Source organism: Paracoccus saliphilus, assembly GCF_028553805.1.
Taxonomy (GTDB): Bacteria; Pseudomonadota; Alphaproteobacteria; order Rhodobacterales; family Rhodobacteraceae; genus Paracoccus; species Paracoccus saliphilus.
Genome location: NZ_CP067140.1, coordinates 2,640,001 through 2,662,804, shown reverse-complemented (window position 1 = coordinate 2,662,804; position 22,804 = coordinate 2,640,001). Strand labels below are relative to the sequence as shown.

23 protein-coding genes are annotated in these 22,804 nt (G+C 61.9%); 18 read left to right on the top strand and 5 right to left on the bottom strand.

Annotated features, from left to right (window positions below; genetic code table 11):
• The first annotated feature begins 195 nt into the window (after positions 1-195).
• From ndk to JHX88_RS12780, 4 genes are all read left to right on the top strand, one after another.
• On the top strand, positions 196-618 hold the full coding sequence (ndk, locus tag JHX88_RS12795) for a nucleoside-diphosphate kinase (protein WP_076523202.1): 423 nt from the start codon (positions 196-198) through the stop codon (positions 616-618).
• Between the two features lie 148 nt (positions 619-766).
• The gene (gene fabD / locus JHX88_RS12790; protein ID WP_076523200.1) at positions 767-1,693 is read left to right on the top strand and encodes an ACP S-malonyltransferase; all 927 of its coding nucleotides are present in this window, start codon (positions 767-769) and stop codon (positions 1,691-1,693) included.
• Positions 1,694-1,770: 77 nt separating this feature from the next.
• Positions 1,771-2,508, top strand: coding sequence for a 3-oxoacyl-ACP reductase FabG (gene fabG / locus JHX88_RS12785; RefSeq protein ID WP_076523766.1), 738 nt, complete (start codon positions 1,771-1,773; stop codon positions 2,506-2,508).
• Positions 2,509-2,679: 171 nt separating this feature from the next.
• On the top strand, positions 2,680-2,913 hold the full coding sequence (locus JHX88_RS12780; protein WP_076523198.1) for an acyl carrier protein: 234 nt from the start codon (positions 2,680-2,682) through the stop codon (positions 2,911-2,913).
• Positions 2,914-3,060: 147 nt separating this feature from the next.
• Here JHX88_RS12780 and JHX88_RS12775 read toward each other — a convergent pair whose 3' ends face one another.
• The gene (locus JHX88_RS12775; protein WP_076523196.1) at positions 3,061-3,879 is read right to left on the bottom strand and encodes a sulfotransferase family protein; all 819 of its coding nucleotides are present in this window, start codon (positions 3,877-3,879) and stop codon (positions 3,061-3,063) included.
• 167 nt (positions 3,880-4,046) lie between these two features.
• Here JHX88_RS12775 and JHX88_RS12770 point away from each other — a divergent pair, with 167 nt between their 5' ends.
• The gene (locus JHX88_RS12770) at positions 4,047-5,624 is read left to right on the top strand and encodes a DUF5928 domain-containing protein (RefSeq protein ID WP_076523194.1); all 1,578 of its coding nucleotides are present in this window, start codon (positions 4,047-4,049) and stop codon (positions 5,622-5,624) included.
• A 14-nt stretch (positions 5,625-5,638) separates the two neighbouring features.
• Complete coding sequence (locus JHX88_RS12765; protein WP_076523192.1) at positions 5,639-6,022, top strand: HIT domain-containing protein; 384 nt, start codon at positions 5,639-5,641, stop codon at positions 6,020-6,022.
• Positions 6,023-6,032: 10 nt separating this feature from the next.
• On the opposite strand, the gene JHX88_RS12760 is transcribed toward JHX88_RS12765, so the two are convergent.
• Positions 6,033-6,956, bottom strand: coding sequence for an ABC transporter ATP-binding protein (locus JHX88_RS12760; protein ID WP_076523190.1), 924 nt, complete (start codon positions 6,954-6,956; stop codon positions 6,033-6,035).
• Positions 6,957-7,089: 133 nt separating this feature from the next.
• On the opposite strand from JHX88_RS12760, the gene JHX88_RS12755 reads away from it, so the two are divergent.
• A complete protein-coding gene (locus tag JHX88_RS12755) occupies positions 7,090-7,278 on the top strand; it encodes a zinc-finger domain-containing protein (RefSeq protein ID WP_076523764.1) in 189 nt (62 codons plus the stop codon).
• A gap of 176 nt (positions 7,279-7,454) precedes the next feature.
• Complete coding sequence (polA, locus tag JHX88_RS12750; protein ID WP_076523188.1) at positions 7,455-10,262, top strand: DNA polymerase I; 2,808 nt, start codon at positions 7,455-7,457, stop codon at positions 10,260-10,262.
• A 239-nt stretch (positions 10,263-10,501) separates the two neighbouring features.
• On the opposite strand, the gene miaB is transcribed toward polA, so the two are convergent.
• Complete coding sequence (miaB, locus tag JHX88_RS12745; RefSeq protein WP_076523186.1) at positions 10,502-11,842, bottom strand: tRNA (N6-isopentenyl adenosine(37)-C2)-methylthiotransferase MiaB; 1,341 nt, start codon at positions 11,840-11,842, stop codon at positions 10,502-10,504.
• 65 nt (positions 11,843-11,907) lie between these two features.
• Here miaB and JHX88_RS12740 point away from each other — a divergent pair, with 65 nt between their 5' ends.
• From JHX88_RS12740 to JHX88_RS12715, 6 genes are all read left to right on the top strand, one after another.
• Positions 11,908-12,252 (top strand): TfoX/Sxy family protein, encoded by a 345-nt coding sequence (locus tag JHX88_RS12740; protein WP_076523184.1) that lies wholly within the window; start codon positions 11,908-11,910, stop codon positions 12,250-12,252.
• Positions 12,249-12,965, top strand: a complete 717-nt coding sequence (locus JHX88_RS12735; protein WP_141225745.1) for a hypothetical protein — start codon at positions 12,249-12,251, stop codon at positions 12,963-12,965. The genes JHX88_RS12740 and JHX88_RS12735 overlap by 4 nt, the downstream gene beginning before the upstream one ends.
• 80 nt (positions 12,966-13,045) lie before the next feature.
• Positions 13,046-13,684, top strand: a complete 639-nt coding sequence (locus tag JHX88_RS12730) for a TetR/AcrR family transcriptional regulator (RefSeq protein ID WP_076523181.1) — start codon at positions 13,046-13,048, stop codon at positions 13,682-13,684.
• Positions 13,681-14,145, top strand: coding sequence for an SRPBCC family protein (locus JHX88_RS12725; RefSeq protein WP_076523179.1), 465 nt, complete (start codon positions 13,681-13,683; stop codon positions 14,143-14,145). Before JHX88_RS12730 ends, JHX88_RS12725 begins: the two co-directional genes overlap by 4 nt.
• 11 nt (positions 14,146-14,156) lie before the next feature.
• Positions 14,157-14,582: a VOC family protein gene (locus JHX88_RS12720; protein WP_076523178.1), complete on the top strand. Its 426-nt coding sequence runs from the start codon at positions 14,157-14,159 to the stop codon at positions 14,580-14,582.
• A complete protein-coding gene (locus JHX88_RS12715) occupies positions 14,575-15,027 on the top strand; it encodes a VOC family protein (protein ID WP_076523176.1) in 453 nt (150 codons plus the stop codon). The genes JHX88_RS12720 and JHX88_RS12715 overlap by 8 nt, the downstream gene beginning before the upstream one ends.
• Here JHX88_RS12715 and JHX88_RS12710 read toward each other — a convergent pair.
• Positions 15,024-15,482, bottom strand: a complete 459-nt coding sequence (locus JHX88_RS12710; RefSeq protein WP_272848028.1) for a DUF2380 domain-containing protein — start codon at positions 15,480-15,482, stop codon at positions 15,024-15,026. The two genes, JHX88_RS12715 and JHX88_RS12710, sit on opposite strands and share 4 nt — an antisense overlap.
• 190 nt (positions 15,483-15,672) lie before the next feature.
• Here JHX88_RS12710 and JHX88_RS12705 point away from each other — a divergent pair, with 190 nt between their 5' ends.
• On the top strand, positions 15,673-17,037 hold the full coding sequence (locus tag JHX88_RS12705) for an aminotransferase (RefSeq protein WP_076523174.1): 1,365 nt from the start codon (positions 15,673-15,675) through the stop codon (positions 17,035-17,037).
• Complete coding sequence (locus JHX88_RS12700) at positions 17,037-17,633, top strand: class I SAM-dependent methyltransferase (RefSeq protein WP_076523172.1); 597 nt, start codon at positions 17,037-17,039, stop codon at positions 17,631-17,633. The genes JHX88_RS12705 and JHX88_RS12700 overlap by 1 nt, the downstream gene beginning before the upstream one ends.
• 2 nt (positions 17,634-17,635) lie before the next feature.
• Here the strand turns inward: JHX88_RS12700 and JHX88_RS12695 are convergent, their stop codons facing one another.
• On the bottom strand, positions 17,636-19,840 hold the full coding sequence (locus tag JHX88_RS12695) for a ComEC/Rec2 family competence protein (protein ID WP_084202834.1): 2,205 nt from the start codon (positions 19,838-19,840) through the stop codon (positions 17,636-17,638).
• A 114-nt stretch (positions 19,841-19,954) separates the two neighbouring features.
• On the opposite strand from JHX88_RS12695, the gene gltX reads away from it, so the two are divergent.
• Both gltX and JHX88_RS12685 read left to right on the top strand, forming a co-directional pair.
• Positions 19,955-21,352 carry a glutamate--tRNA ligase gene (gltX, locus tag JHX88_RS12690; RefSeq protein WP_076523170.1) on the top strand — a complete coding sequence of 466 codons (1,398 nt, stop codon included), beginning with the start codon at positions 19,955-19,957 and terminating at the stop codon, positions 21,350-21,352.
• Positions 21,353-21,425: 73 nt separating this feature from the next.
• Positions 21,426-22,718, top strand: coding sequence for a citrate synthase (locus JHX88_RS12685; protein WP_076523167.1), 1,293 nt, complete (start codon positions 21,426-21,428; stop codon positions 22,716-22,718).
• Positions 22,719-22,804 lie beyond the last annotated feature (86 nt).

The window sequence follows — 22,804 nt, the reverse complement described above, 5'->3', positions numbered from 1 at the left end:
GCGCCGCCTTTGCTTGCCACGCGGATCAACTACCTCAATGTTGTATCGGTTTCACGAAAGCGCAATGGGACGGCGATTTTTTGTGCCGTGGCCGGACTGGCGGGCGCGCAGTCTTGCCGGTCTGAAAGAAGCCTGATAACCGGACGCGGATCTCATTCATGGCGGGCGCGGCCTGCCGCAGATAAAGGTAAATCCATGTCCACCGAACGCACCCTGTCGATCATCAAGCCCGATGCCACCAAGCGCAATCTGACCGGCAAGATCAACGCCAAATTCGAAGAAGCGGGCCTGCGCATCGTCGCGCAGAAGCGCATCAAGCTGTCGCCCGAGCAGGCCGGCAAGTTCTACGAGGTTCACAAGGAACGCCCCTTCTATGGCGAATTGGTGGAATTCATGGCCTCGGAGCCGGTGGTGGTGCAGGTGCTGGAAGGCGAGAGCGCCATTGCCAAGAACCGCGAAGTGATGGGCGCGACCAACCCGGCCGATGCTGCCGAGGGCACGATCCGCAAGGAATTCGCCCTGTCGGTCGGCGAGAACTCGGTTCACGGCTCGGATGCGCCGGAAACTGCCGCGCAGGAAATCGCGTTCTTCTTTTCGGGGCTGGAACTGGTCGGCTGATCGGTTCTTATTGTTCGGAATTGGAAAAGGGGGCCTTCGGGGCCCCCTTTTTTCATTGCATCGGCTGCGTTCCGGTTGCCCTGCGAGTTGCGGCAATGCCTTGCCCGCGCTATGCCGGAGTATAAGGAAAACATTTCTGGGGGTTTAGATGCGGGCATTTGTGTTTCCGGGGCAGGGTGCGCAGACCGTGGGTATGGGGCGCGACCTGGCCGAGGCCTATCCGGCGGCGCGTGACGTGTTCGCCGAGGTGGACGAGGCGCTTGGCGAGAAATTGTCGGCGCTGATCTGGGAGGGCGATATCGAGACGCTGACGCTGACGCAGAACGCGCAGCCGGCGCTGATGGCGGCCTCGATGGCGGCGTTCCGGGCGATGGAGACCGAGGGGATCGACATTTCCGCCGCCAGCTATGTCGCCGGGCATTCCCTGGGCGAATATTCGGCCCTCTGCGCAGCGGGAGCGCTGACGCTGGCCGATACGGCGCAGCTCTTGCGCCTGCGCGGGCGGGCCATGCAGGAGGCGGTGCCGGTCGGGCAGGGCGCGATGGCGGCGATCCTTGGGCTCGATTTCGAGACGGTGGACCGCATCGCGCGCGAGGTGGCGGGCGACGAGGTCGTGCAGGCCGCCAATGACAATGATCCGGCGCAGGTGGTGATCTCGGGTCACAAGGATGCCGTGGAGCGTGCCGCCGCTGCCGCGAAGGAGGCGGGGGCGAAGCGGGCGCTGATGCTGCCGGTATCAGCTCCGTTCCATTCGGTGCTGATGCAGCCTGCCGCCGCGGTCATGGCGGATGCGTTGGCCGGGGTGGATATCCAGGCGCCCGCCGTGCCGCTGATCGCCAATGTCCGCGCCGAGCCGGTGACAGAGCCTGGCGCGATTCGGCGGCTGTTGGTCGAGCAGGTAACCGGCACGGTCCGCTGGCGCGAATCGGTGGTACATCTGGTCGAGGCGGGCGTGACCGAGTTCTGGGAGATCGGCGCGGGCAAGGCACTGTCGGGCATGATCAAGCGGATTTCGCGCGAGGCGGTGGTGAAGAATATCGGCGTGTCGGCGGATATCGCCGCGTTGAAGGGGTGAGACAGGTCGGGGGTATTTTCCGGGGGCGCTTCGCCCCCCGGACCCCCAGAGGATATTTGAATGAAGAAGAGGTGGGCATGTTTGATTTGACGGGAAAGAACGCGCTGGTGACCGGCGCGTCGGGCGGAATCGGCGGCGCGATCGCCGAGGCGTTGCATTCGGCGGGGGCTACGGTCGCGCTGTCGGGAACGCGCGAGGCGCCGTTGCAGGAACTGGCCGCGAAGCTGGGGGAGCGGGCGCATGTGGTGCCAGCGAATCTGGCGGATGCCGAAGCTGTCGCCGCGCTGCCCAAGGCGGCGGCGGATGCGATGGGATCGGTGGATATCCTGGTCAACAATGCCGGGATCACGCGGGACAACCTGTTCATGCGGATGTCCGACGAGGAATGGAGCCAGGTCCTGGACGTCAACCTGACCAGCGTGTTTCAACTGTCCCGGGCGGTGCTGCGCGGGATGATGAAGGCGCGTTGGGGGCGGATCGTGAATATCACCTCGGTCGTTGGCGCGACGGGAAATCCGGGGCAGGGCAATTATGCCGCGGCCAAGGCGGGATTGGTCGGCATGTCGAAAAGCCTTGCCTACGAGGTGGCGAGCCGGGGGATCACGGTGAACTGCGTCGCCCCCGGTTTCATCGAGACGGCGATGACCGACAAGCTGAATGACGAGCAGAAAGGCAAGATCCTGGGGCAAATTCCCGTCGGTCGCATGGGCAGCCCCACCGAGATCGCCGGGGCCGTCGCTTACCTGGCCAGCGCCGAGGCCGGTTACGTGACCGGGGCCACGCTGCATGTGAATGGCGGAATGGCAATGGTCTGATCCGAAAGGGCCGTGCTGCAACGCGGCGACAAAAAGCTTGGAAAAGCGGTTGCATGAGGGATATTGGGTGCTATATCCCCGCCTTTAGCAGCAGGGAAACCGCCCTGTGCTGGCACGGGCCGTCGCCCGGGAACAAGATTGGGCGGATGCCCGCGAGAATGAGGATATGACATGAGCGATATCGCTGATCGCGTGAAAAAGATCGTTGTCGAGCATTTGGGCGTCGATGAGGACAAGGTGGCCGAGTCTGCCTCGTTCATCGATGACCTGGGCGCAGACAGCCTCGATACTGTGGAACTGGTGATGGCCTTCGAAGAAGAGTTCGGCATCGAGATTCCCGATGACGCCGCAGAGACGATTCAAACCGTTGGCGACGCGGTGACGTTCATCAAGGGCGCCGTCTGAGACGGCACCTCGCCTGATCAAGGCAAAAAATGAAGCGGCGCTCTCTGGCAGGAGGCGCCGCTTTTTCATGTCTTCATGAAATAGGGGCTGCTGGCGGGAGGACGTAGATTATGTCTACCCTCCGCGCGCAGCTTGCCTATCTTCGGATCAGCGGCCCAGCTTGGCGTGAACTTCGTTCAGGTCGACCTCTCCGATCGGCATCTTGTTGTCGGGATCATCGAAATCATAGCGGAAGAGCTGGAAATCGTCCTTGTAGATTTCCCAGATCAGATGGCGTGACAGGTCGTCGAAATAGTCGCTGACCTTATGCGCCCGCTTGGGACCGTGGCCTTCGGATTCGTTGAAGCGCGGCACATCTTTCAGGTCGATGCTGTTCGGCGTTTTCGAGCCTTTCAGAACCTGCTGCATTCCCTCGTTGAATTTCTCGGTGAAGAATATGCGATTGTACTGGCCGCCATTGGCGATGAAAGTCCCGATATGTCCCGACATCGCAGACCAATGGATGTCCGGGTCCATCGGTCGGCGCCAGCGGATGGTGTCCCGCGCGAATAGCAGGAAGCGGCGGAAGCTGGCGATCTGGTCGAATTCGAAGCCGTTTTCCGGGGTGCCGACATCGATGCCGTAGCGCTGGATCAGTTGCGGCACCAGATTGCCGCGATAGCGCCGTCCGTTGCGCTGAATGCCCGCGATCTTGTCGAAGAACGAGGACAGGATGCGCGAATAGGGGTTGCGGACACAGGTGAAGGTGGGCGTCTTATGGCCCAGAACCGCGCTTTCGATCACCTTCTGGCTGTCGTCTTGCGACCATTTATGCAGACCATCGGTCGAATCGTGGATATCGCCATCAAAAAAACGACCGTGATCCGAGTAGAACATGATCTGTCCGATCGTCGAGCAGGCGCATTTCGGCACCACCCGGTAGATCATGCTGCCACTCTCGGTCATCCAAACGCCGGGAAACCCCATAGTGATTCTCTTCTCTCTTATTAACGTTGGCCGATTTCCACCGCTTAGCGACAACCGGCTTGCCCATGTACTCAAAATTGCTACAGACAGAAAGCAAACCCCGAGGGGATTTTCAACGCATTAAAAATGCAAACTCTGTTTATACAGCAAGACTGTGAATCGTTTACATGACACGTATCGCCTTTATCCTATTGACTCATAAGGATCCCGAAGGGGTCATCGCACAAGCTCGGCGGCTTACTGCCACGGGCGATTTTGTGTCGATACATTTCGACGCAAGCGCTCCGGAGCGCTATTTCGAGCGTATCCATACAGCCCTGAAGGACGATCCGGGTGTCACCTTCGCGAAACGGCGGCTGAAATGCGGTTGGGGGGAGTGGTCGCTGGTCGCGGCGACGCTGCTTGCCGTCGAGGCGGCGGTGGAGGCGTTCCCCGAGGCCACGCATTTCTACATGCTGTCGGGTGATTGCATGCCGGTCAAATCCGGGGAGTACGCGCATGATTTCCTGGCGCGGCATGATGGCGACTTCATTGAAAGTTTTGACTTTTTCGAAAGTGACTGGATCAAGACCGGCATCAAGGAAGAGCGCCTGGTCTATCGGCATTTCTTCAACGAACGTAAGAATAAATGGCTGTTCTACACCAGTCTCGACCTGCAAAGGCGGTTCAGGATCCGGCGGAATATCCCCTCGGATCTGCAGGTCATGATCGGCTCGCAATGGTGGTGCCTGCGCCGCCAGACGATCCAGAACCTGCTGAATTTCTGCCGGGAACGGCGCGACGTGATGCGATTCTTCGCGACGACATGGATTCCCGACGAGACCTTCTTTCAGACACTGGTCGCGCATCTCGTGCCGAAGACCGAGATCCATCGGAGGACACTGACATTCCTGATGTTCACCGATTACGGAATGCCCGCCACTTTCTACAACGATCACTATGATTTGTTGTTGCGCCAGGACTACCTTTTCGCACGCAAGATCAGCGCCGAGGCACTGGAGTTGCGGGAAAGGCTTGGGGCGCTGTGGCAGGCCAACGGACAGGAATTCGTCATCTCTGACGAGGGGCCGCGGCTTTTCCGTTTCCTGACCGGGCGCGGCAGGATCGGTCGCCGATTCGCGCCGCGTTTCTGGGAAAGCGAGGGCAGTCTGGGCCGCAACCAGATGGTTCACCTGATCGTTGCCAAGAAATGGCATATCGCCAAGAGGCTTACGGCGAGAATCCGGGAACTGACGACGATTCCCGCGCTGGATTACGTGTTCGACGAACAGGAGGCCAACCTGCCCTGGCTGGGCGGCGTTGCTTCCAGCCTGACGAAGCGGCAACGCCATCGGCGCGCATTGCTGCGTCTGTTGTTCGACGAATATGAAAGCCGCCAGATGGTGTTGTGCATCGATCCCTCGGCGCTCTCGCTGATCACCGATTTCGTCGGTGACAAGGCCGAGACCCGGATCCTGTTCATCGACAACGAATTCGACGACGACTATCTGCGCGGCCATATGGGACGAATCGGATTGACCGGGGCGACCACCCCGGCGGATGTCGTCGAACGGTTGTTGCCCGTGGTCCGGGCCGATCTGGATCAGGAGGCCGAGAGATTGCGCGACATGAATTTCGAGCGGTTCCAGGTCATCGCGGATGGGCAGCCGCTCGATCAGAATGCGGTGAGCCTCGAGCGTTTTCTGGACGTCTCGCCAGAAATCGCGCAGGATCTCGCCGGAACTGAACATCTTTTCGCAGACTAGGCAGGGAAAGCGCCATGGGTTTCGACTATGACGATCAGAATATCTTCGCTCGCATCCTGCGCGGCGAGATCCCCAATGACACCGTAGCCGAGAACGAACATGCCTTGGCGTTTCGGGATATCGCCCCGAAATCGCCCAGCCATGTTCTGGTGATTCCCAAGGGCCGGTATGTCAGTTTCGACGATTTCGCGGCCAATGCCCTGGCCGATGAGATCGCGGGATTCATGCGGCTTTGCGCCGAGGTGGTCGCGAAGGAGGGAGTCGGGCTGGAGAGTGGCGGGCAGGGTTTCCGTGCGATCACCAATGCCGGACCCGACGGTGTGCAGGAAGTGCCGCATTTCCACGTCCATATCATGGGCGGGCGGATGATGGGCCCGATGGTCAGTCTGCGCGACTGAGTGATTCGCGTCAGCCGCGGGTCAGCTCGACGAAGACATCCTCGAGATCGGGCTGTTCGCTGGCGACATCGATGATCGGCACATTGGCGCTGCGCAATGCATCCAGCAACTGATCGGCGCGGATGCGGGAGGGCGGATAGCTGATCGCCAGCCGTCCGTCCGGGCGCCATTCGGGGGTGGCGCCGTCGGGCAGGGCGGGCAGGTCGACAGGTTCGCCGGTATCGATGACCAGCGTCTTGCCATCGGCGCGGCTCAGCAATTCGCGGGTTCCCTGCCGCACCACCAGTTGGCCATGATTGATGATGGCAATCTCGTCGCACATTTCCTCGGCCTCTTCGAGGTAATGAGTGGTCAGGATGATGGTCATGCCCTGTTCGTTCAGCTTGCGGACATTGTTCCACAGCATCTCGCGCAGGGTGATGTCGACGCCCGCGGTCGGTTCGTCCAGCACCAGGATCTGCGGGCGATGGACCAGCGCCTTGGCCAGCAGGAGCCGCCGCCGCATCCCGCCCGACAGGTTGCGGGCATAGGCCTCGGCCTGATCGGTCAGCCCGACCAGTTCCAGCAGCCCGTCGGTCCAGCGGTCGGCTTTCGGCACGCCATACAGTCCCGCCTGCACCTCGAGACTGGCGCGGGGGGTGAAATACGGGTCCATGTTCAGTTCCTGAGGCATGACCCCGATAGCGGCGCGGGACTGACGCGGGTTCACATCCTGGTCGAAACCCCAGATCACCACGCGCCCCTCGGTCTTGTTCACCAGGCCGGCGAGGATGTTGATCATGGTAGATTTCCCCGCACCATTCGGCCCAAGCAGCCCGAATATGCTGCCCGAGGGGATGTTCAGATCGACCCCTTTCAGCGCCTCTTTCGCGGGGGCATTGCCCTGCGCGGCATAGATCTTGCGCAGGCCGGAGATTTCGATGGCATTCGACATAAAGCTGGTCCTTGCAGAGCTTGCGAAAGCAGGCGGTGCTGCGATATGTGGGTTAGAACAGAACCTGCCCGCCGCGACAAGAAGGCCAGCCATGACCGAACCCGTTACGCCAGAGAAAGCGACCGCTCCGGAACTGCGCATCCCCGCGCCCGAGACCGTTACCGTGACCACCCGGCGTATCGCCTGTGACGGCAGTGACGACGGGGGGCTGGGCCATCCGCGTGTCTGGCTGGCGATTCCGCCAGAGACGGGTTTCGTCGATTGCGGCTATTGCGACAAGCGTTTCGTGCTCGACAGCGAACAGGCGGCGGACGATCACTAGCCACAGGTTCCACCGGCTCCGCTCTGGCATGGGCTAGCTTGACGCCCTCTTTTGACGAGGGGCGCGAATGGGCGGATGCCCGCGCCGCGCCTGCTTCCACCACGGACCATCGCTTCCCTTTGCCCCCGGCGCGGCTTTCTGCCAAAACAGGTCCGACAGTGTGAAAGGACCTTTCCATGACTTCGGATTCGCAGGGCTTTGGCAAGGGATGCCATCTCCATCTGATCGACGGCTCGGCCTTCATTTTCCGCGCCTATCACGCCTTGCCGCCGCTGACCCGGAAATCCGACGGCATACCGATTGGGGCGGTCGCGGGTTTCTGCAACATGCTGTGGAAATATGTCAGCGATCAGAATGGCAGCGATGCGCCGACCCATGTGGCGGTGATCTTCGACCATTCCTCCAAGACCTTCCGCAACGAGATTTACCCCGAATACAAGGCCAACCGCCCCGAACTGCCCGAGGATCTGCGCCCGCAATTCCCCCTGACCCGCGAGGCCACGCGCGCATTCAACATCGCCTGTATCGAGACCGAGGGATTCGAGGCCGACGACATCATCGCCGCGCTGTCCTGCAAGGCGCGCGATGCCGGTGGGGCCGTCACGATCATCAGCAGCGACAAGGATCTGATGCAATTGGTGGGGCAGGGCGTGAACATGCTGGACCCGATCAAGGGCAAGGAGATCGGGCCGGACGAGGTGGCCGAGAAATTCGGCGTCGGGCCTGACCGGGTTGTCGATGTTCAGGCGCTGGCCGGCGATTCGGTCGATAACGTGCCGGGCGCTCCGGGGATCGGGATCAAGACCGCCGCCCTGCTGATCAACGAGTTCGGCGATCTCGAATCGCTGCTGTCGCGTGCCGAAGAGATCAAGCAGCCCAAGCGTCGTCAGACGCTGATCGACCATGCTGAACAGATTCGGATCTCGAAGCGGCTGGTGCAGCTTGATTGCGATACGCCGCTGGACTTCACGCTGGAAAGCCTGGAGGTCCGCGACCCGCAGGCCGATGCCTTGCTGGAATTCCTGGCGCAGATGGAGTTTCGGACCTTGACGGCGCGGGTGGCCGAAAAGCTGGGGGCCGAGGCGCCCGCCGTAGTGTCCGCCCCGCCTGCCGAGACCGCCGCCGCGCCGGAACTGCCCGCGATGGGGGCGGACGGCTATGAACGCGTGAGCGACCGTGAGGCGCTGGATCGCTGGATTGCGGAAATCGCCCTCGCCGGGCATGTGGCCATCGACACCGAGACCACCGGGCTGGACGAGATGCAGGCGGAGCTGGTCGGCGTGTCGCTCTCGATCCGTGCGGGCCGCGCCTGCTATATCCCGGTGGGCCATGTCGAGGGGGATGGCGACCTGTTCGGCGCAACCGGACGGGTGGCGGGGCAGATGGATGCCTCCGAGGTGCTGGAGGCGCTGAAACCGGTTCTTGAGGATCCGGCGATCCTCAAGATCGGGCAGAACGTCAAGTATGACTGGAAGATCTTCGCCCGCCACGGCATCCGCATGACCCCCATCGCCGATACGATGCTGATGTCCTATGCGCTGAACGCGGGCACCCATAACCACGGCATGGACGAACTGGCCGAGCGTTACCTCGGCCATAAATGCATCCCGATCAAAGAGTTGATCGGCTCGGGCAAATCGCAGATCGGTTTCGCGCAGGTCGCCATCGACAAGGCCACCCCCTATGCCGCCGAAGATGCCGAGGTGACCTTGCGGTTATGGCAGCATTTCGCCCCGGTGCTGCATGCCGAGCGGGTGACCACGGTTTACGAGACGCTGGAGCGCCCCATGGTGCCGGTCCTTGCCGATATGGAGATGGCCGGGATTCGCGTCGATGGCGAGACGCTGAAACGCATGTCGAACGCCTTCGCGCAGAAGATGGCGCAGCTCGAGGACGAGATCCACGAACTCGCGGGCGAGAAGTTCAACGTTGGCAGCCCCAAGCAACTGGGCGAGATCCTGTTCGACAAGATGGGGCTGGCGGGCGGCAAGCAGGGCAAGACCGGCGCCTATTCGACCAGCGCCGATGTGCTCGAGGACCTGGCCGCCGAAGGCCATGACCTGCCCGCGCGAATCCTTGACTGGCGGCAGGTCTCCAAGTTGAAATCGACCTATACCGACGCGCTGCAAAGCCATGTGAACCCGGAAACGGGGCGCGTCCATACCAGCTATTCCATCGCCGGGGCGCAGACCGGGCGTTTGGCCTCGACCGATCCGAACCTGCAGAATATCCCCGTGCGCAGCGAAGAGGGCCGCCGTATCCGCGAGGCTTTCGTGGCGACTCCGGGACATCGCCTGGTCAGTCTCGACTACAGCCAGATCGAGCTGCGGATTTTGGCGCATGTCGCGGATATCCCGGCGCTGAAACAGGCGTTCAGGGACGGTATCGACATTCACGCGATGACGGCCAGCCAGATGTTCGGCGTGCCGGTCGAGGGGATGGACCCGATGATCCGCCGCCAGGCCAAGGCGATCAATTTCGGCGTCATCTACGGGATCTCGGGCTATGGTCTGTCGCGCAACCTGCGCATTCCGCGATCCGAGGCGCAGGCCTTCATCAACACCTATTTCGAACGTTTCCCCGAGATCCGCGCCTATATGGACAAGACCGTGGCCGACGCGAAAGAGGCCGGTTACGTGCGGACCCTGTTCGGGCGGCGCATCAACACACCCGGCATCAACCAGTCGGGCCCGGCTGCGGGCGGTGCGCGCCGGGCGGCGATCAATGCGCCGATCCAGGGGGCCGCCGCCGATATCATCCGCCGGGCGATGATCCGCATGCCCGAGGCGATTCGGGATTTGCCGGCAAGGATGCTGCTGCAGGTCCATGACGAACTGGTCTTCGAGGTCGAGGAAGGGGCGACCGAGGAACTGATCGCGGCGGCGCGGCAAGTGATGGAGGTCGCCGCCGAACCGGTGGTGAAACTGGCTGTGCCACTGGTTGTCGATGCGGGTATCGGGATGAACTGGGCCGAGGCGCATTGATCGGAAACCCATGTCGATGGGCGCGGGTCGCATGAACGCCAACACCGTCTCCGTGGGACGATGCGGCAAGCTGGGCGGAGATCACGACCCCGGAGAAGATGCATCGCGTTCCCAATTTGGCCATGCAGCACTATAGATCGCGCCGATCGGGCCCGCACACTCGATGCGGCACGCGCCCCTTCTTCTTCATGCAAATATCCCGGGGTCTGGGGCAGCGCCCCAGCCATCGCGGGACGCGATCACGCCGCCAGTTCACCTCGCAGCGAGTTGCGCGCACTCTCGACAATACGCACTGGCACGAGGTCCCCGATCTGCGCGTCGGGGGCATCCACAAAGACCGAATGCAGGTAATCCGATTTGCCGACCATCTGGCCGTCGATCCGGCCCGGTTTCTCAAACAGCACGCCAAGGCTGCGTCCGACCATGCTTTCCTGCGTCGCCTTTTGCTGACGCGTTAGCAGGGCCTGCAATTCCTGTAGCCGGGCATCTGCGACGGCAGTGTCGACTTCGGCGCGCTCATAGGCCGGGGTGCCGGGGCGGGGAGAATATTTGAAGCTGAACGCTGTCCCGAAGCCGACCTTTTCGATCAGGCGCAGCGTATCGGCGTGGTCCTGATCGGTTTCGCCGGGGAAGCCGACGATGAAATCGCTGGTCAGCATGATATCGGGCCGGGCCTCGCGGATGCGGTCGATCAGGCGCAGATATTGCGTGGCCGTATGCTTGCGGTTCATCGCCTTCAGGATCCTGTCGCTGCCCGACTGCACCGGCAGATGCAGATAGGGCATCAATTGCGGCACGTCGCGATGCGCTGCGATCAGGTCATCGGCCATGTCATTGGGATGGCTGGTGGTGTAGCGGATACGGTCCAGCCCCTCGATCTCGCCCAGGGCGCGGATCAGTCGGCCAAAGCCCCATTCGCGGCCGTCCTCGCCCGCGCCATGCCAGCCATTGACGTTCTGGCCGAGCAGGGTGATCTCGCGCACGCCACGCTCGACCAGGTCGCGGGCCTCGCGCAGGATGCGCTCTACCGGGCGGCTGACCTCGGCACCGCGGGTATAGGGGACGACGCAGAAGGCGCAGAACTTGTCGCAGCCTTCCTGCACGGTCAGGAAGGCTGCGGGCGCGCGCCGCGTGGCGCGGCGCTGCGGCAGGTGGTCGAACTTGTCCTCTTCGGGGAAGTCGGTGAGGATCTTCGGCGCCTCGCCGCGCAGCATTTCGGGCAGGCGGTGATAGGTCTGCGGCCCCACGACCAGATCGACCAGCGGCATCCGGCGGACGATCTCTTCGCCCTCGGCCTGCGCCACGCAGCCCGCCACGCCGATCTTCAGATCGGGGTTTTCGGCCTTGAGCGGCTTGAGCCGACCCAGGTCGGAATACAGCTTCTCTGCCGCCTTTTCCCGGATATGGCAGGTGTTCAGCAGGACCATGTCAGCCTGTGCCTGATCTTCGGTCAGCTCATAACCCTCGGCGCTCATGGCCTCGGCCATGCGCTGGCTGTCATAGACGTTCATCTGGCAGCCATAGGTCTTGATGAAGAGTTTCTTGGCCGCCGGGGCGGTTTTGCTGGCTTGGTCAGTCATGCTGTGTTGTCCTAGGAATCCCCGCGCTGATACAGGAAAGCGTGGCTTTTGGAAAGGTATGAGTCATGAGTGACCTGACGGATATCCCCAATATCGGGCCGGCGACGGCGCGGGCGCTGATCGCCGCGGGTATTCCCGATTCGGCGGCGTTGCGCGAAATCGGCGCGCATGAGGCCTATCGCCGCCTGCTGATAGCGGGCGAGAGACCGCATTTCATCGGATATTACGTGCTGCATATGGGGTTGCAGGGCCGTCCCTGGAACGATTGCAGGGGAGACGAGAAGGACAAGCTGCGGGCGCGTTTTGATGCGCTTTTGGCCGAGGTCAGGGGGGCTCCGCTGTCGGGGATCGAGGCGGAGCTGGACCGGATCGGCCTGGGCAGTTCTTCGGCATCAGGGGCGAAGCCATGATCCGGGCGCATATGGCGACTTTCCCTCCGAGGCGGGAAATCATGATGGCGGTGATCCAGCGTATCGCGCCGCAGGTCGACAGGATGTTCATTTGCCTGAACGAATATAACGAGATTCCGGCAGAACTTGGCCAATTCGGCAATGTCGAAGCGATGATCCCGGATCGTGATCTGAAGGATCTGGGGAAATTCGCCTTCGAGGCCGGGCGGGACGATATCGTCTTCACGGTCGATGACGATATCCTCTATCCGTCAGATTATGTAGCGAACACCCTGGCTCTGGCGGGACGGGTCGGGTTGAACGGCAATATCGTCGGCTATCAGGGCAATGCCTGGGTCTACAAGAAACGTCTGAACACATATGGCTGGCGCAATTTTCTGTTTTTCAAGGCCTGCGCCGGGATTATCGGGGTGACCAATCTTGGTACCGGAACGGCCTGCATGCTTGGGCGGCACATGCCAACGATTGCCGATCTGGCCGGCAGCGAAGGATTCGTCGATTTCCGTTTCAGCCGGTTGCAGATCGAACGGGGACGGTCGTTGTGGGTTCTGCCAAGGAATGACGATTACATTGAGCGAAACCTGCCCGAGAACCTCAAGGCATCCTCTTTGTTCGATACCGTTGCCCGCAGTGGACGCATGGATGTTCAGCAGGAGACATGGCGACTGATGAACAATGTGCCCCAGAACTCTGGGACGCCGTTTGGGGACTGAAACTGCCCGCGAGGATGATGCCCGAGCGGGTTGGCAGATTTCTGTTGACATAAATACCGACTGGTTGGTATTTATAGGATATGCCAAGACCGACCAAACATAATCCCGAACGTGGCGATGCACGCACAAGACTGCTGGAGGCGGCGCGCGATATCGTCCGTACACAGGGTTTCGCCGCGACCAGCGTCGATCAGCTCTGCCGTGCGGCAGGGGTGACCAAGGGCGCCTTCTTCCATCATTTCGTCAGTAAAGAGGCGTTGGGGGTGGCCGCTGCGGAATACTGGGCTGAAACTACCGGGGCGCTGTTTGCCGCGGCGTCCTATCACGACCATGCGGACCCGTTGGACCGTGTGCTGGGCTATGTCGATTTCCGTCGCGAGATCATCGCCGGCGAGATCGAGGAATTCACCTGCCTCGTCGGCACGATGACGCAGGAGGCCTATGCCTCGCATCCCGCGATCCGTGAAGCCTGTGCGGCGACGATCTTTGACCATGCCGCCACGCTGGAACCCGATATCGCCGCGGCGATGGAATCGCGGGGAATCGCAGGTGATTGGACCGCTGCCAATCTTGCCGCCCATATGCAGGCGGTGCTGCAGGGGGCATTCATCCTGGCCAAGGCGGCGGGCGATCCGGCCGTTGCCATCGATAGCGTCGATCATCTCAAACGCTATCTGACACTCTTGTTTCACACCCCGTCCAAAGGGAGGACGACATGACTGATACGACCAATGACCTGGTTCTCGATCGCATGATGGAGGCTCCGCGTGCCGCCTTGTGGCGCTGCTGGACCGAGCCGAAACTGCTGGAGCAGTGGTTCTGTCCCAAGCCCTGGTACATCACCGATCCGGTGCTGGACCTTCGGCCGGGCGGCGAGTTCTCTTGCGTGATGAACGGCCCGGACGGTGAGAAATTTCCCAATCTGGGCGTTTTCCTTGAACTCGTCGATGGACGCAAGCTGGTGACGACGGACGCCTTCGCGCCCGGCTGGCGCCCGCAGGGTCGGCCTTTCATGGCCTCGGAAGTGAGTTTCGAGGATGCAGGAGATGGCCGCACTCATTACGTCGCCCGCGCCATGCACTGGAGCGAAGAGGCCCGCAAGGAGCATGAAGAAATGGGATTCCATGAAGGTTGGGGCAAGGCCGCCGACCAGTTGGAAGCCTTGGCGAAAACACTCTGAGGGAGGATAAGATGCAACCGACCATTTATCTGTTTTTCAAGGGAAACTGCCTTGAGGCGATGAGTCATTACGCGGAAACCCTCGGCGGTAAGATCACCGGCGTTTTCCGCAATGGCGATGCTGCGCCGGATCAGCGCATGCCGGGCGGCGATGACATGGTGATGAACATGGCGATGACGCTGGAGTCCTCCATGGTCATGGCCTCGGACAATTCGGAAGACATGTATGATCGCCCGCAAGGCTTCTATGTGTCGATCGAAACGCCATCTCTGGCCGAGTTCGACCGCGTATTCGCGGCATTGTCGAAAGATGCCGAGACGATCACGATGGAGCCTGCGGAGACATTCTGGGCCGAGCGCTTCACCATGTTCCGCGACCGTTTCGGAACGCCGTGGATGCTGAACTTCACCGGATCGAAAGGGCAGGACAATGGCTAGGCAAAAGGTCGCGACCTGTTTCTGGTATGACGACAAGGCGCAGCAGGCGGCAGAGTTCTATGTCTCGCTGCTGCCAGACAGCCGGATTGACAATCTGGTTCACGGACCCGACGGCAAGGTGCTGATGGTTGAGTTCACACTGGCGGGGACGCCCTACCAGGCGTTGAATGGAGGTCCGCATTTCACCCTGTCCGAGGCGGCCTCGATCTCGGTGCTGACCGAGGATCAGGCGGAAACCGACCGGCTTTGGGAAGCCCTGACAAAAGACGGCGGGGCGGAATCCCAATGCGGCTGGCTGAAGGATCGCTTCGGTCTGTCATGGCAGATCGTTCCGCGCCGGGCGACGCAGCTTCTGGCCGGTCCGGATGCCACGAAGGTTTTTCCGGCGCTGATGGAGATGCGCAAGATCGACCTCGCCGCGCTAGAGGCCGCCGCCGCAGCCTAATCGCCGGCGCCGCGCAATTGTTTGGCCAGGAATCGGCCCGCGCGGCGCCATGCCTCGTCATTGTCGCCACGGAAATTGAGATCACGGCTGGCGATCAGCTCGCCCGTTTCCACATCCACCAGATTGGCGAAGACCTGCAGGATCAGCGTGCTGGTCTTTTGCACCACCACGAAAACCGCTTGGTCCGATCCCGTATCCCGCGCCAGTTCCAGCAGGCATTCCGTTGTCTCGGGCTGACACTCGGCCAGCGTCTCGCCGGTGATTGTCACCGCGCCGTCCAGTTCCTCTTGCAGAACCTCGGAGAGGATACCCAAGCGCCGCTCATGTTCGGCGGTTTGATCACGCGCTTCCTTGGACGTGTCGAGCAGTTTGACCGGGAATATGGCCACCCCGTCTGCAGTGGCAGCCATGGGCAATAGCAGGGCCAGAACGGCGAATATGATCAGGCGCATCATCTGTCCTCCTATGCCAAGTTAGGCGCGGCTTGGAAATTTCCGCAATCGGCAATTCGTCTTGCATTCCCGGCGTTCCGATCACTTCGGATGCGCGTGGGTCGGCAATCCGTCCGCGCGGCTCTCGAACCCATTGAACGCTTCTCTCGGCAGGGATAGCTTGACTGCGAACCTGTCCACGGAAGGCAACATCATGAACAAGCCGCAAAGCTGGGAAGCCCGCGCCGACGAATTCTCCATGTACGGTTTCACCGATCTGCCAAGCGTGTATGAACGCGGCGCGGTCATCGTCACCCATGGCGAGGGCCCCTATGTCCATGATGTGAACGGCAAGCGCTATCTCGATGCCAATTCCGGGCTGTGGAACATGGTCGCAGGCTTTGATCACAAGGGATTGGCCGAGGCCGCCAAGGCGCAATATGACCGTTTCCCCGGCTATCACGCCTTTTTCGGGCGAATGTCCGACCAGACGGTGATGCTGTCAGAGAAGCTGGTCGAGGTTTCACCTTTCGCGCGTGGTAAGGTCTTTTACACCAATTCGGGTTCTGAAGCGAATGACACGATGGTCAAGATGCTGTGGTTCCTGCATGGCAGCGAAGGCAATCCGAAACGCCGCAGGATACTGACGCGTTTCAATGCCTATCACGGGGTGACGGCGGTTTCGGCCAGCATGACCGGCAAGCCGTATAACGAGGTTTTCGGCCTGCCAATGGACGGTTTCATCCACCTGACCTGCCCGCATTACTGGCGGTTCGGCGAGGAGGGAGAAAGCGAGGATCAGTTCACGCAGCGCCTTGCCCGCGAGTTGGAGGAAACCATCCAGCGCGAGGGTGCCGACACGATCGCGGGTTTCTTTGCCGAGCCGGTGATGGGGGCGGGCGGTGTGATCCCGCCATCGAAGGGATATTTCCAGGCGGTGCAAAAGGTCCTGAAGAAATACGACATCCCGATGATCTCGGATGAAGTGATCTGCGGCTTCGGGCGTACGGGAAACACCTGGGGCTGCGAGACCTATGATTTCGTGCCCGATGTCATCATCAGCTCCAAGAACCTGACCGCCGGGCTGTTCCCGATGGGCGCGGTGATCCTTGGCCCCGAACTCTCCGACCGTTTGCAGGCGGCAGCCGAGAAGATCGAGGAATTTCCACATGGTTTCACCGCCTCGGGCCATCCGGTGGGTTGCGCCATCGCGCTCAAGGCCATCGAGGTGGTGATGAACGAGGGGCTGGCGGAGAACGTCCGGCGCCTCGCCCCGAGGATGGAGGCCGGTCTGCGCGGTATCATGGAACGTAGCGACCATATTGGCGAGTTGCGGGGCGTCGGCTTCATGTGGGCCCTGGAGGCGGTGAAGGACAAACCGACCAAGACTCCATTCGACGCCAGCCTTTCGGTCAGCGAGCGCATCGCCAACACCTGCACCGATCTGGGGCTGATCTGTCGCCCACTGGGTCAGTCCATCGTGCTTTGCCCGCCCTTCATCCTGACCGAGGAACAGATGGACGAGATGTTCGACAAGCTGGAACGGGCGCTGACCCAAGTCTTTGCCGAGGTCGCGTGATGGGCCCTGCATTACGCCTTTATGCCGAGAATGCAGCGATGCTTGCGGCGCGTTGGGAAAGCCATCCCGTCTCGGAAACGTTTGCACCGGTCGCCGATCTTTTCCCGACTGCGCCCTGCCGGGTTGCGGATATCGGTGCCGGGCCGGGGCGGGTTGCGGCCTGGCTTGCGGATCAAGGGCATGAGGTTATCGCCGTCGAGCCGGTGCAGGAATTCCGCGACATGGCCGAAGCCGCCAATCCAAGGGTGGAATGGCTTGACGACAGCCTGCCGGACCTGCGGACGCTGCAGGCACAACCCGCCTGCGACTTGCTGCTCTTGTCCGGTGTCTGGCATCATGTGAACCCCGATGCCCGCGATATCGCCATGGCGTCACTGGCCGCGTGCCTGCTGCCCGGTGGCCGGATCATCATGAATCTGCGGCACGGCCAGGATGATCCTGCGCGAGGTCTCTTCAATCCCGATCCGGACGAGACGATTGCAGCGGCGGGACGGGCCGGTCTGTCACTGCAGGCCTCTCGCAAGGCAGAGTCCATCCAAAAGCAAAACCGCGCCTCCGGGATAAGCTGGACATGGTTGGTCCTGCGGCGGGACTGACTTCAGCCCGGGGAACGGTGCGTCTCTGCCACGGTTCGAACCACCGGTTCAGCACTATCGAAATCGATGGTCACCGCACCGCTATACCGCAGCGCGTAGAGGTCGAACAGCAGGCAGCGCTGGTTGCTCGTCGTCAATCCGGTCCTTTCCGTCGCGATGACGATGCGCTTTGGAAGACAGGCGGCGGCTGCCCGTTCACCCGAGCCCTTACCGGTGAAATGCCAGACCTGCCATCCATTGGGCAGCGCGGCGTGCCGCATGTTCCTGTCGCCCGACCAGCCGGGACGTTCGGCGGATTGTTGTTGCGTCGCGATATCGCCATCCTCTCGCAACCATGTCCTGACGGTGAAGCTGCCGCCGGACGGTTTGGACATGGCCCGGCCCTGCGGGGTCATCAGCCCCGCCGCTTCGCCTTCCGGGGCGATCAGGAGAAGCGGTCGGCCGGTATTCAGCCAGATCGCGGCGGCGGTGGCCAGCATTGCCGCGCCCGCCGCGAAACCGGCAAGTAACGGCAAGCGGCGCAAGCCCGTCCCCGGACGCCAGCACAGCACCAGCAGCGCCGCCCCGAATCCCATCAGCGGCAGGACCGGGGCAGGGGGCAGGACGACAGGTGTCACGGAACCGCCAAGCCCGGCGATGAACTCTGCCACTTGCAGCATCCATGCCGTGCCCATCCCCATCACCCATAGTGCCGGATCGGCCAGTCCGAAGGGTGCCAGCAGCGCGGCGATGACACCTGCGGGCATGACCAGCGTGCCCATCACAGGCACCACCAGCAGATTGGCGAGCAGACCGTAATGGGCCATCTGGTTGAAATGCGCTGCCGCGATGGGTGCCGTCGCCATCCCGGCAACCAGCGAGGTCAGAAGTAGCATGATCACCGGGCGCAGCCAGAACGGCAGATGCGGGGCGATGCACGACCATGGCCCGTAAATGAGGATCAGCGCGATGGTCGCGGCAAAGCTCATCTGGAATCCGGGCGTGACCAGCGCTTCGGGGCTGTAGATCAGGATCGCCACCGCCGCCATCGCAACGGTCCGCAGCGAGATCGCCCTGCGATCCGCCAGTATCGCGCCCAGCATGACAGCGACCATGACAAAGGCGCGCTCGGTCGCAACGCCTCCGCCCGAAAGCCACAGGTAGATGGCGGCCGCCAGCATCGCGACAAGGGCCGCGATCTTGTGCGCGGGCAGGGCGAGTGCAAGACCCGTAGCCTGCAACCCCACCATCGCATATCGCATGGCGGCATAAACGAACCCGGCCAGCATCCCCATGTGAAGTCCCGAGATCGAGATGATGTGGTAGAGATTCGAGGCCCGCATGATCTTGTTCGTGGCTTCGGCGATGCCCGATCTGTCGCCAGTCATCAGCGCGGCTGCGACGGCGCCTTCCTGCCCTCCGATCCGCTGTTGTATCTTCTGGCTGATGGCGATGCGGGCGCGGTGCATTTTCCACGTTCCGCCACTCGGCGGTGCCAGGCTGACGGCGGGCTGGCGCGAATAGCCGACGGCGCCCAGGCCTGAAAACCACGCATGCCAGCGAAAGTCGAAACTGCCCGGCGAGGCGGGACCGGGTGGCGGACCCAGATGGCCGGTCAGGCTGATCCGCTGCCCGAGTTGGGGCAGGGTTCCGCTCGCCGTGTCCGTCAATGAAACCCGGACGCGGTGCGGAGTCTGGCTGGCATCGACCTCCTCCAGCACGATCTTGTCCAGCGTCAGGCGAAACCGGTCGCGGGCAGAGCGGTCGATCTCGACCAACCGCCCCTCGATCGGGCCGTAATAGCGCCATTTCAGGATCGGTGCGGCGACATGGGCCGAGCGCAACCCGATCAGGACCGTTCCCGCCACGATCAGCGCCGTGACCAGCCCGCCAAGGCGCAGCATATCCGCCATTCGCCAGCCGATCCGCCCGCGTTCGGCGAGCGGCGCGGCCAGGCATGACGCTGCCACCGCTATCAGGCCGGTGATCGCGATCGCCAGCCATTGCCACCATGTCGGCAATTCCGGCAGGGCGAACCAGGCAGAAATCCCGGCCGCAAGGCAAACCGGCACCCAGGGGAATAGTCCCGCCCGGCCTGCAATGGCCGGGCGGGATCGGCGCGTGACCGGATGCCGGATCGTGCCTGTCCGGGAAGGAGCCAAACCCGGAGGCGGAACCGGCACGGCCGACGCCGAGGGAACCGGCCTGATGCCGGCAGGGGCAGTCATTCTTGTCCTTTCCGGGGCGGTTCTCTATTTCTGCGTCACAAACATGGCATGGCTGGATTACCGAACGGTAAACGCGGTCTTGCCAATCTTGAAATTCATCGTCAGGAATCCCCGATGTCCGATACCGCCCAGATCGTCACTCGATTTGCCCCTTCCCCGACCGGTTACTTGCATATCGGCGGTGCGCGCACGGCGCTGTTCAACTGGCTGTATGCCCGGGGCCGGGGGGGAAAGTTCCTGCTGCGCATCGAGGATACCGACCGCGCCCGCTCGACACCCGAAGCGACGGAGGCGATTCTGAAGGGGCTCGAATGGCTGGGGCTCGATTGGGACGACGAACCGATCAGCCAATTCGCCCGCAAGGACCGCCATGTAGAGGTGGCGCAGGAGATGTTGGAGAAGGGCAAGGCATATAGATGCTTTTCCACCACCGAAGAGATCGCGGCATGGCGCGAAGCGAATCCCCGCCAACCGTTCCAAAGCCCTTGGCGTGACTCGCCCGAGTTGCCGGATGCGCCCTATGCGATCCGGCTGAAGGCCCCCCGGACCGGCGAGACGGTCATCGCCGATTCCGTGCAGGGCGAGGTGCGCGTGGCGAATGATCAACTGGACGACATGGTGCTGCTGCGCAGTGACGGCACGCCGACCTATATGCTTGCCGTGGTGGTGGACGATCACGACATGGGCGTGACTCATGTGATCCGGGGCGATGACCACCTGACCAACACGGCCCGCCAGATCCAGATCTATGACGCCATGGGTTGGCCGCGCCCGGTTTTCGCCCATATCCCGCTGATTCATGGCGAGGATGGCAAGAAGCTGTCCAAGCGCCACGGCGCGGTGGGACTACATGAATTTGCGGCCCTGGGCTATCCGGCGGTCGCGATGCGGAACTACCTGGCGCGGCTCGGCTGGAGCCATGGCGATGATGAATTGTTCGACGATGCCCAGGCTCGCGAATGGTTCGACCTGCCGGGGATCGGTCGCGCGCCGGCCCGGCTCGATTTCAAGAAACTGGAACATGTCAGCGGGCATCATATCGGAGAGATGGACGACGCCGCACTGCTTGACGCACTCGAGGAATTCCTGGCCGAGACGGAGGGCGATCCGTTGACGCCACGTCAGAAGGAGCGGCTGCTTCCGGCCTTAACAGTTCTGAAACAAAAGGCCCGTACGTTGCCTCAATTGCTTGATCAGGCGAGGTTCGCGTTAATCGAAAGACCTGTGGACATCGATGAGAAGGCGGCCAAGGCACTGGGCTCGGTATCCCGTGGTATGCTGAAATCGTTGACTGCCGCGGTGCAGCATGCTAGCTGGACGCGAGACGAGCTGGAGCAGGCGGCCAAGGCCATCGCCGAGGAAAACGGCGTCGGTTTGGGCAAGCTTGCTGGCCCCCTGCGGGCCGCTCTGGCCGGACGAACCGCCACCCCAAGCGTGTTCGACATGATGACGGCGCTAGGCCGCGAGGAATCGCTGGCCCGGTTGCACGACCAGACGGAATTGGCGGGCTGATGCCTGCTCTCACTCGCCGGGGCCTGTCGCGTATTTTCGCGCCCGGCCCGGCTCAGCCGGAAAGGACGTTTTGATGGCAGATTCAAAGATAGCCACACTGCGACTTAATAACGCCGAATATGAATTACCGATTCTCAACCCGACACAGGGGCCGAATGTGCTGGATATCCGCAAGCTGTACGGGCAGGCGGACGTGTTCACCTATGATCCGGGCTTCACCTCGACCGCAAGCTGCGATTCGACGATTACCTATATCGACGGCGACAAGGGAGAGCTGTGGTATCGCGGCTACCCGATCGATCAATTGGCCGAGAAGTCCAACTATCTCGAAGTTTGCTACCTGCTGCTTTACGGTGAATTGCCGACCGCGGAACAGATGACCGATTTCGAAAATCGCGTCACGCGCCATACCATGGTGCATGAGCAGATGCATAACTTCTTCCGTGGGTTCCGCCGCGACAGCCATCCGATGGCGACCATGGTGGGCGTGGTCGGCGCGATGTCGGCCTTCTATCACGACTCGACGGATATCGGCGATGAATGGCAACGCGAAGTGGCGGCGATCCGGCTGATCGCCAAGCTGCCGACGATCGCGGCAATGGCCTATAAATATTCGATCGGCCAGCCCTTCGTGTATCCCAATAACGAGCTGGATTACGCTTCGAATTTCCTGAACATGTGCTTTTCGGTTCCGGCCGAGAAATATCAGATCGATCCGGCGCTGTCGAAAGCGATGGACCGCATCTTTACCCTGCATGCCGATCATGAGCAGAACGCTTCGACCTCGACGGTGCGTCTGGCCGGATCCTCGGGGGCGAATCCCTTCGCCTGCATCGCGGCGGGCATCGCCTGCCTGTGGGGGCCGGCTCATGGCGGCGCGAACCAGGCCTGCCTGGAAATGCTGCGCGAAATCGGCAATGTGGAGCGTATTCCGGAATTCATCGAACGGGCGAAGGACAAGGACGATCCATTCCGTCTGATGGGTTTTGGCCACCGGGTCTACAAGAATTTCGATCCGCGCGCCAAGGTCATGAAGGAATCGGCGGACGAGGTGCTGGACCTTCTGGGCATCCACAACAACCCGACGCTGCAGGTCGCCAAGGAGCTGGAGAAGATCGCGCTGGAGGACGAGTTTTTCGTTTCGAAAAAGCTCTACCCGAATGTCGATTTCTATTCCGGCATCATCCTGGAAGCGATGGGCTTCCCGACCTCGATGTTCACGCCGATCTTTGCCCTGTCACGCACGGTGGGCTGGATTGCCCAGTGGAAAGAGATGATCAGCGATCCGCAGAACAAGATCGGCCGTCCGCGCCAGCTTTATATCGGCAGCGACAAGCGCGATTACGTGGATGTGAGCAAGCGCTGAACTTGAAAAAAACATGGATTGGGGCCTCGTCGGAGGCCCCTTTTTCATGTTGGTCTTGCGCAGGGCCGGGTGCGGTGGCAATGGGA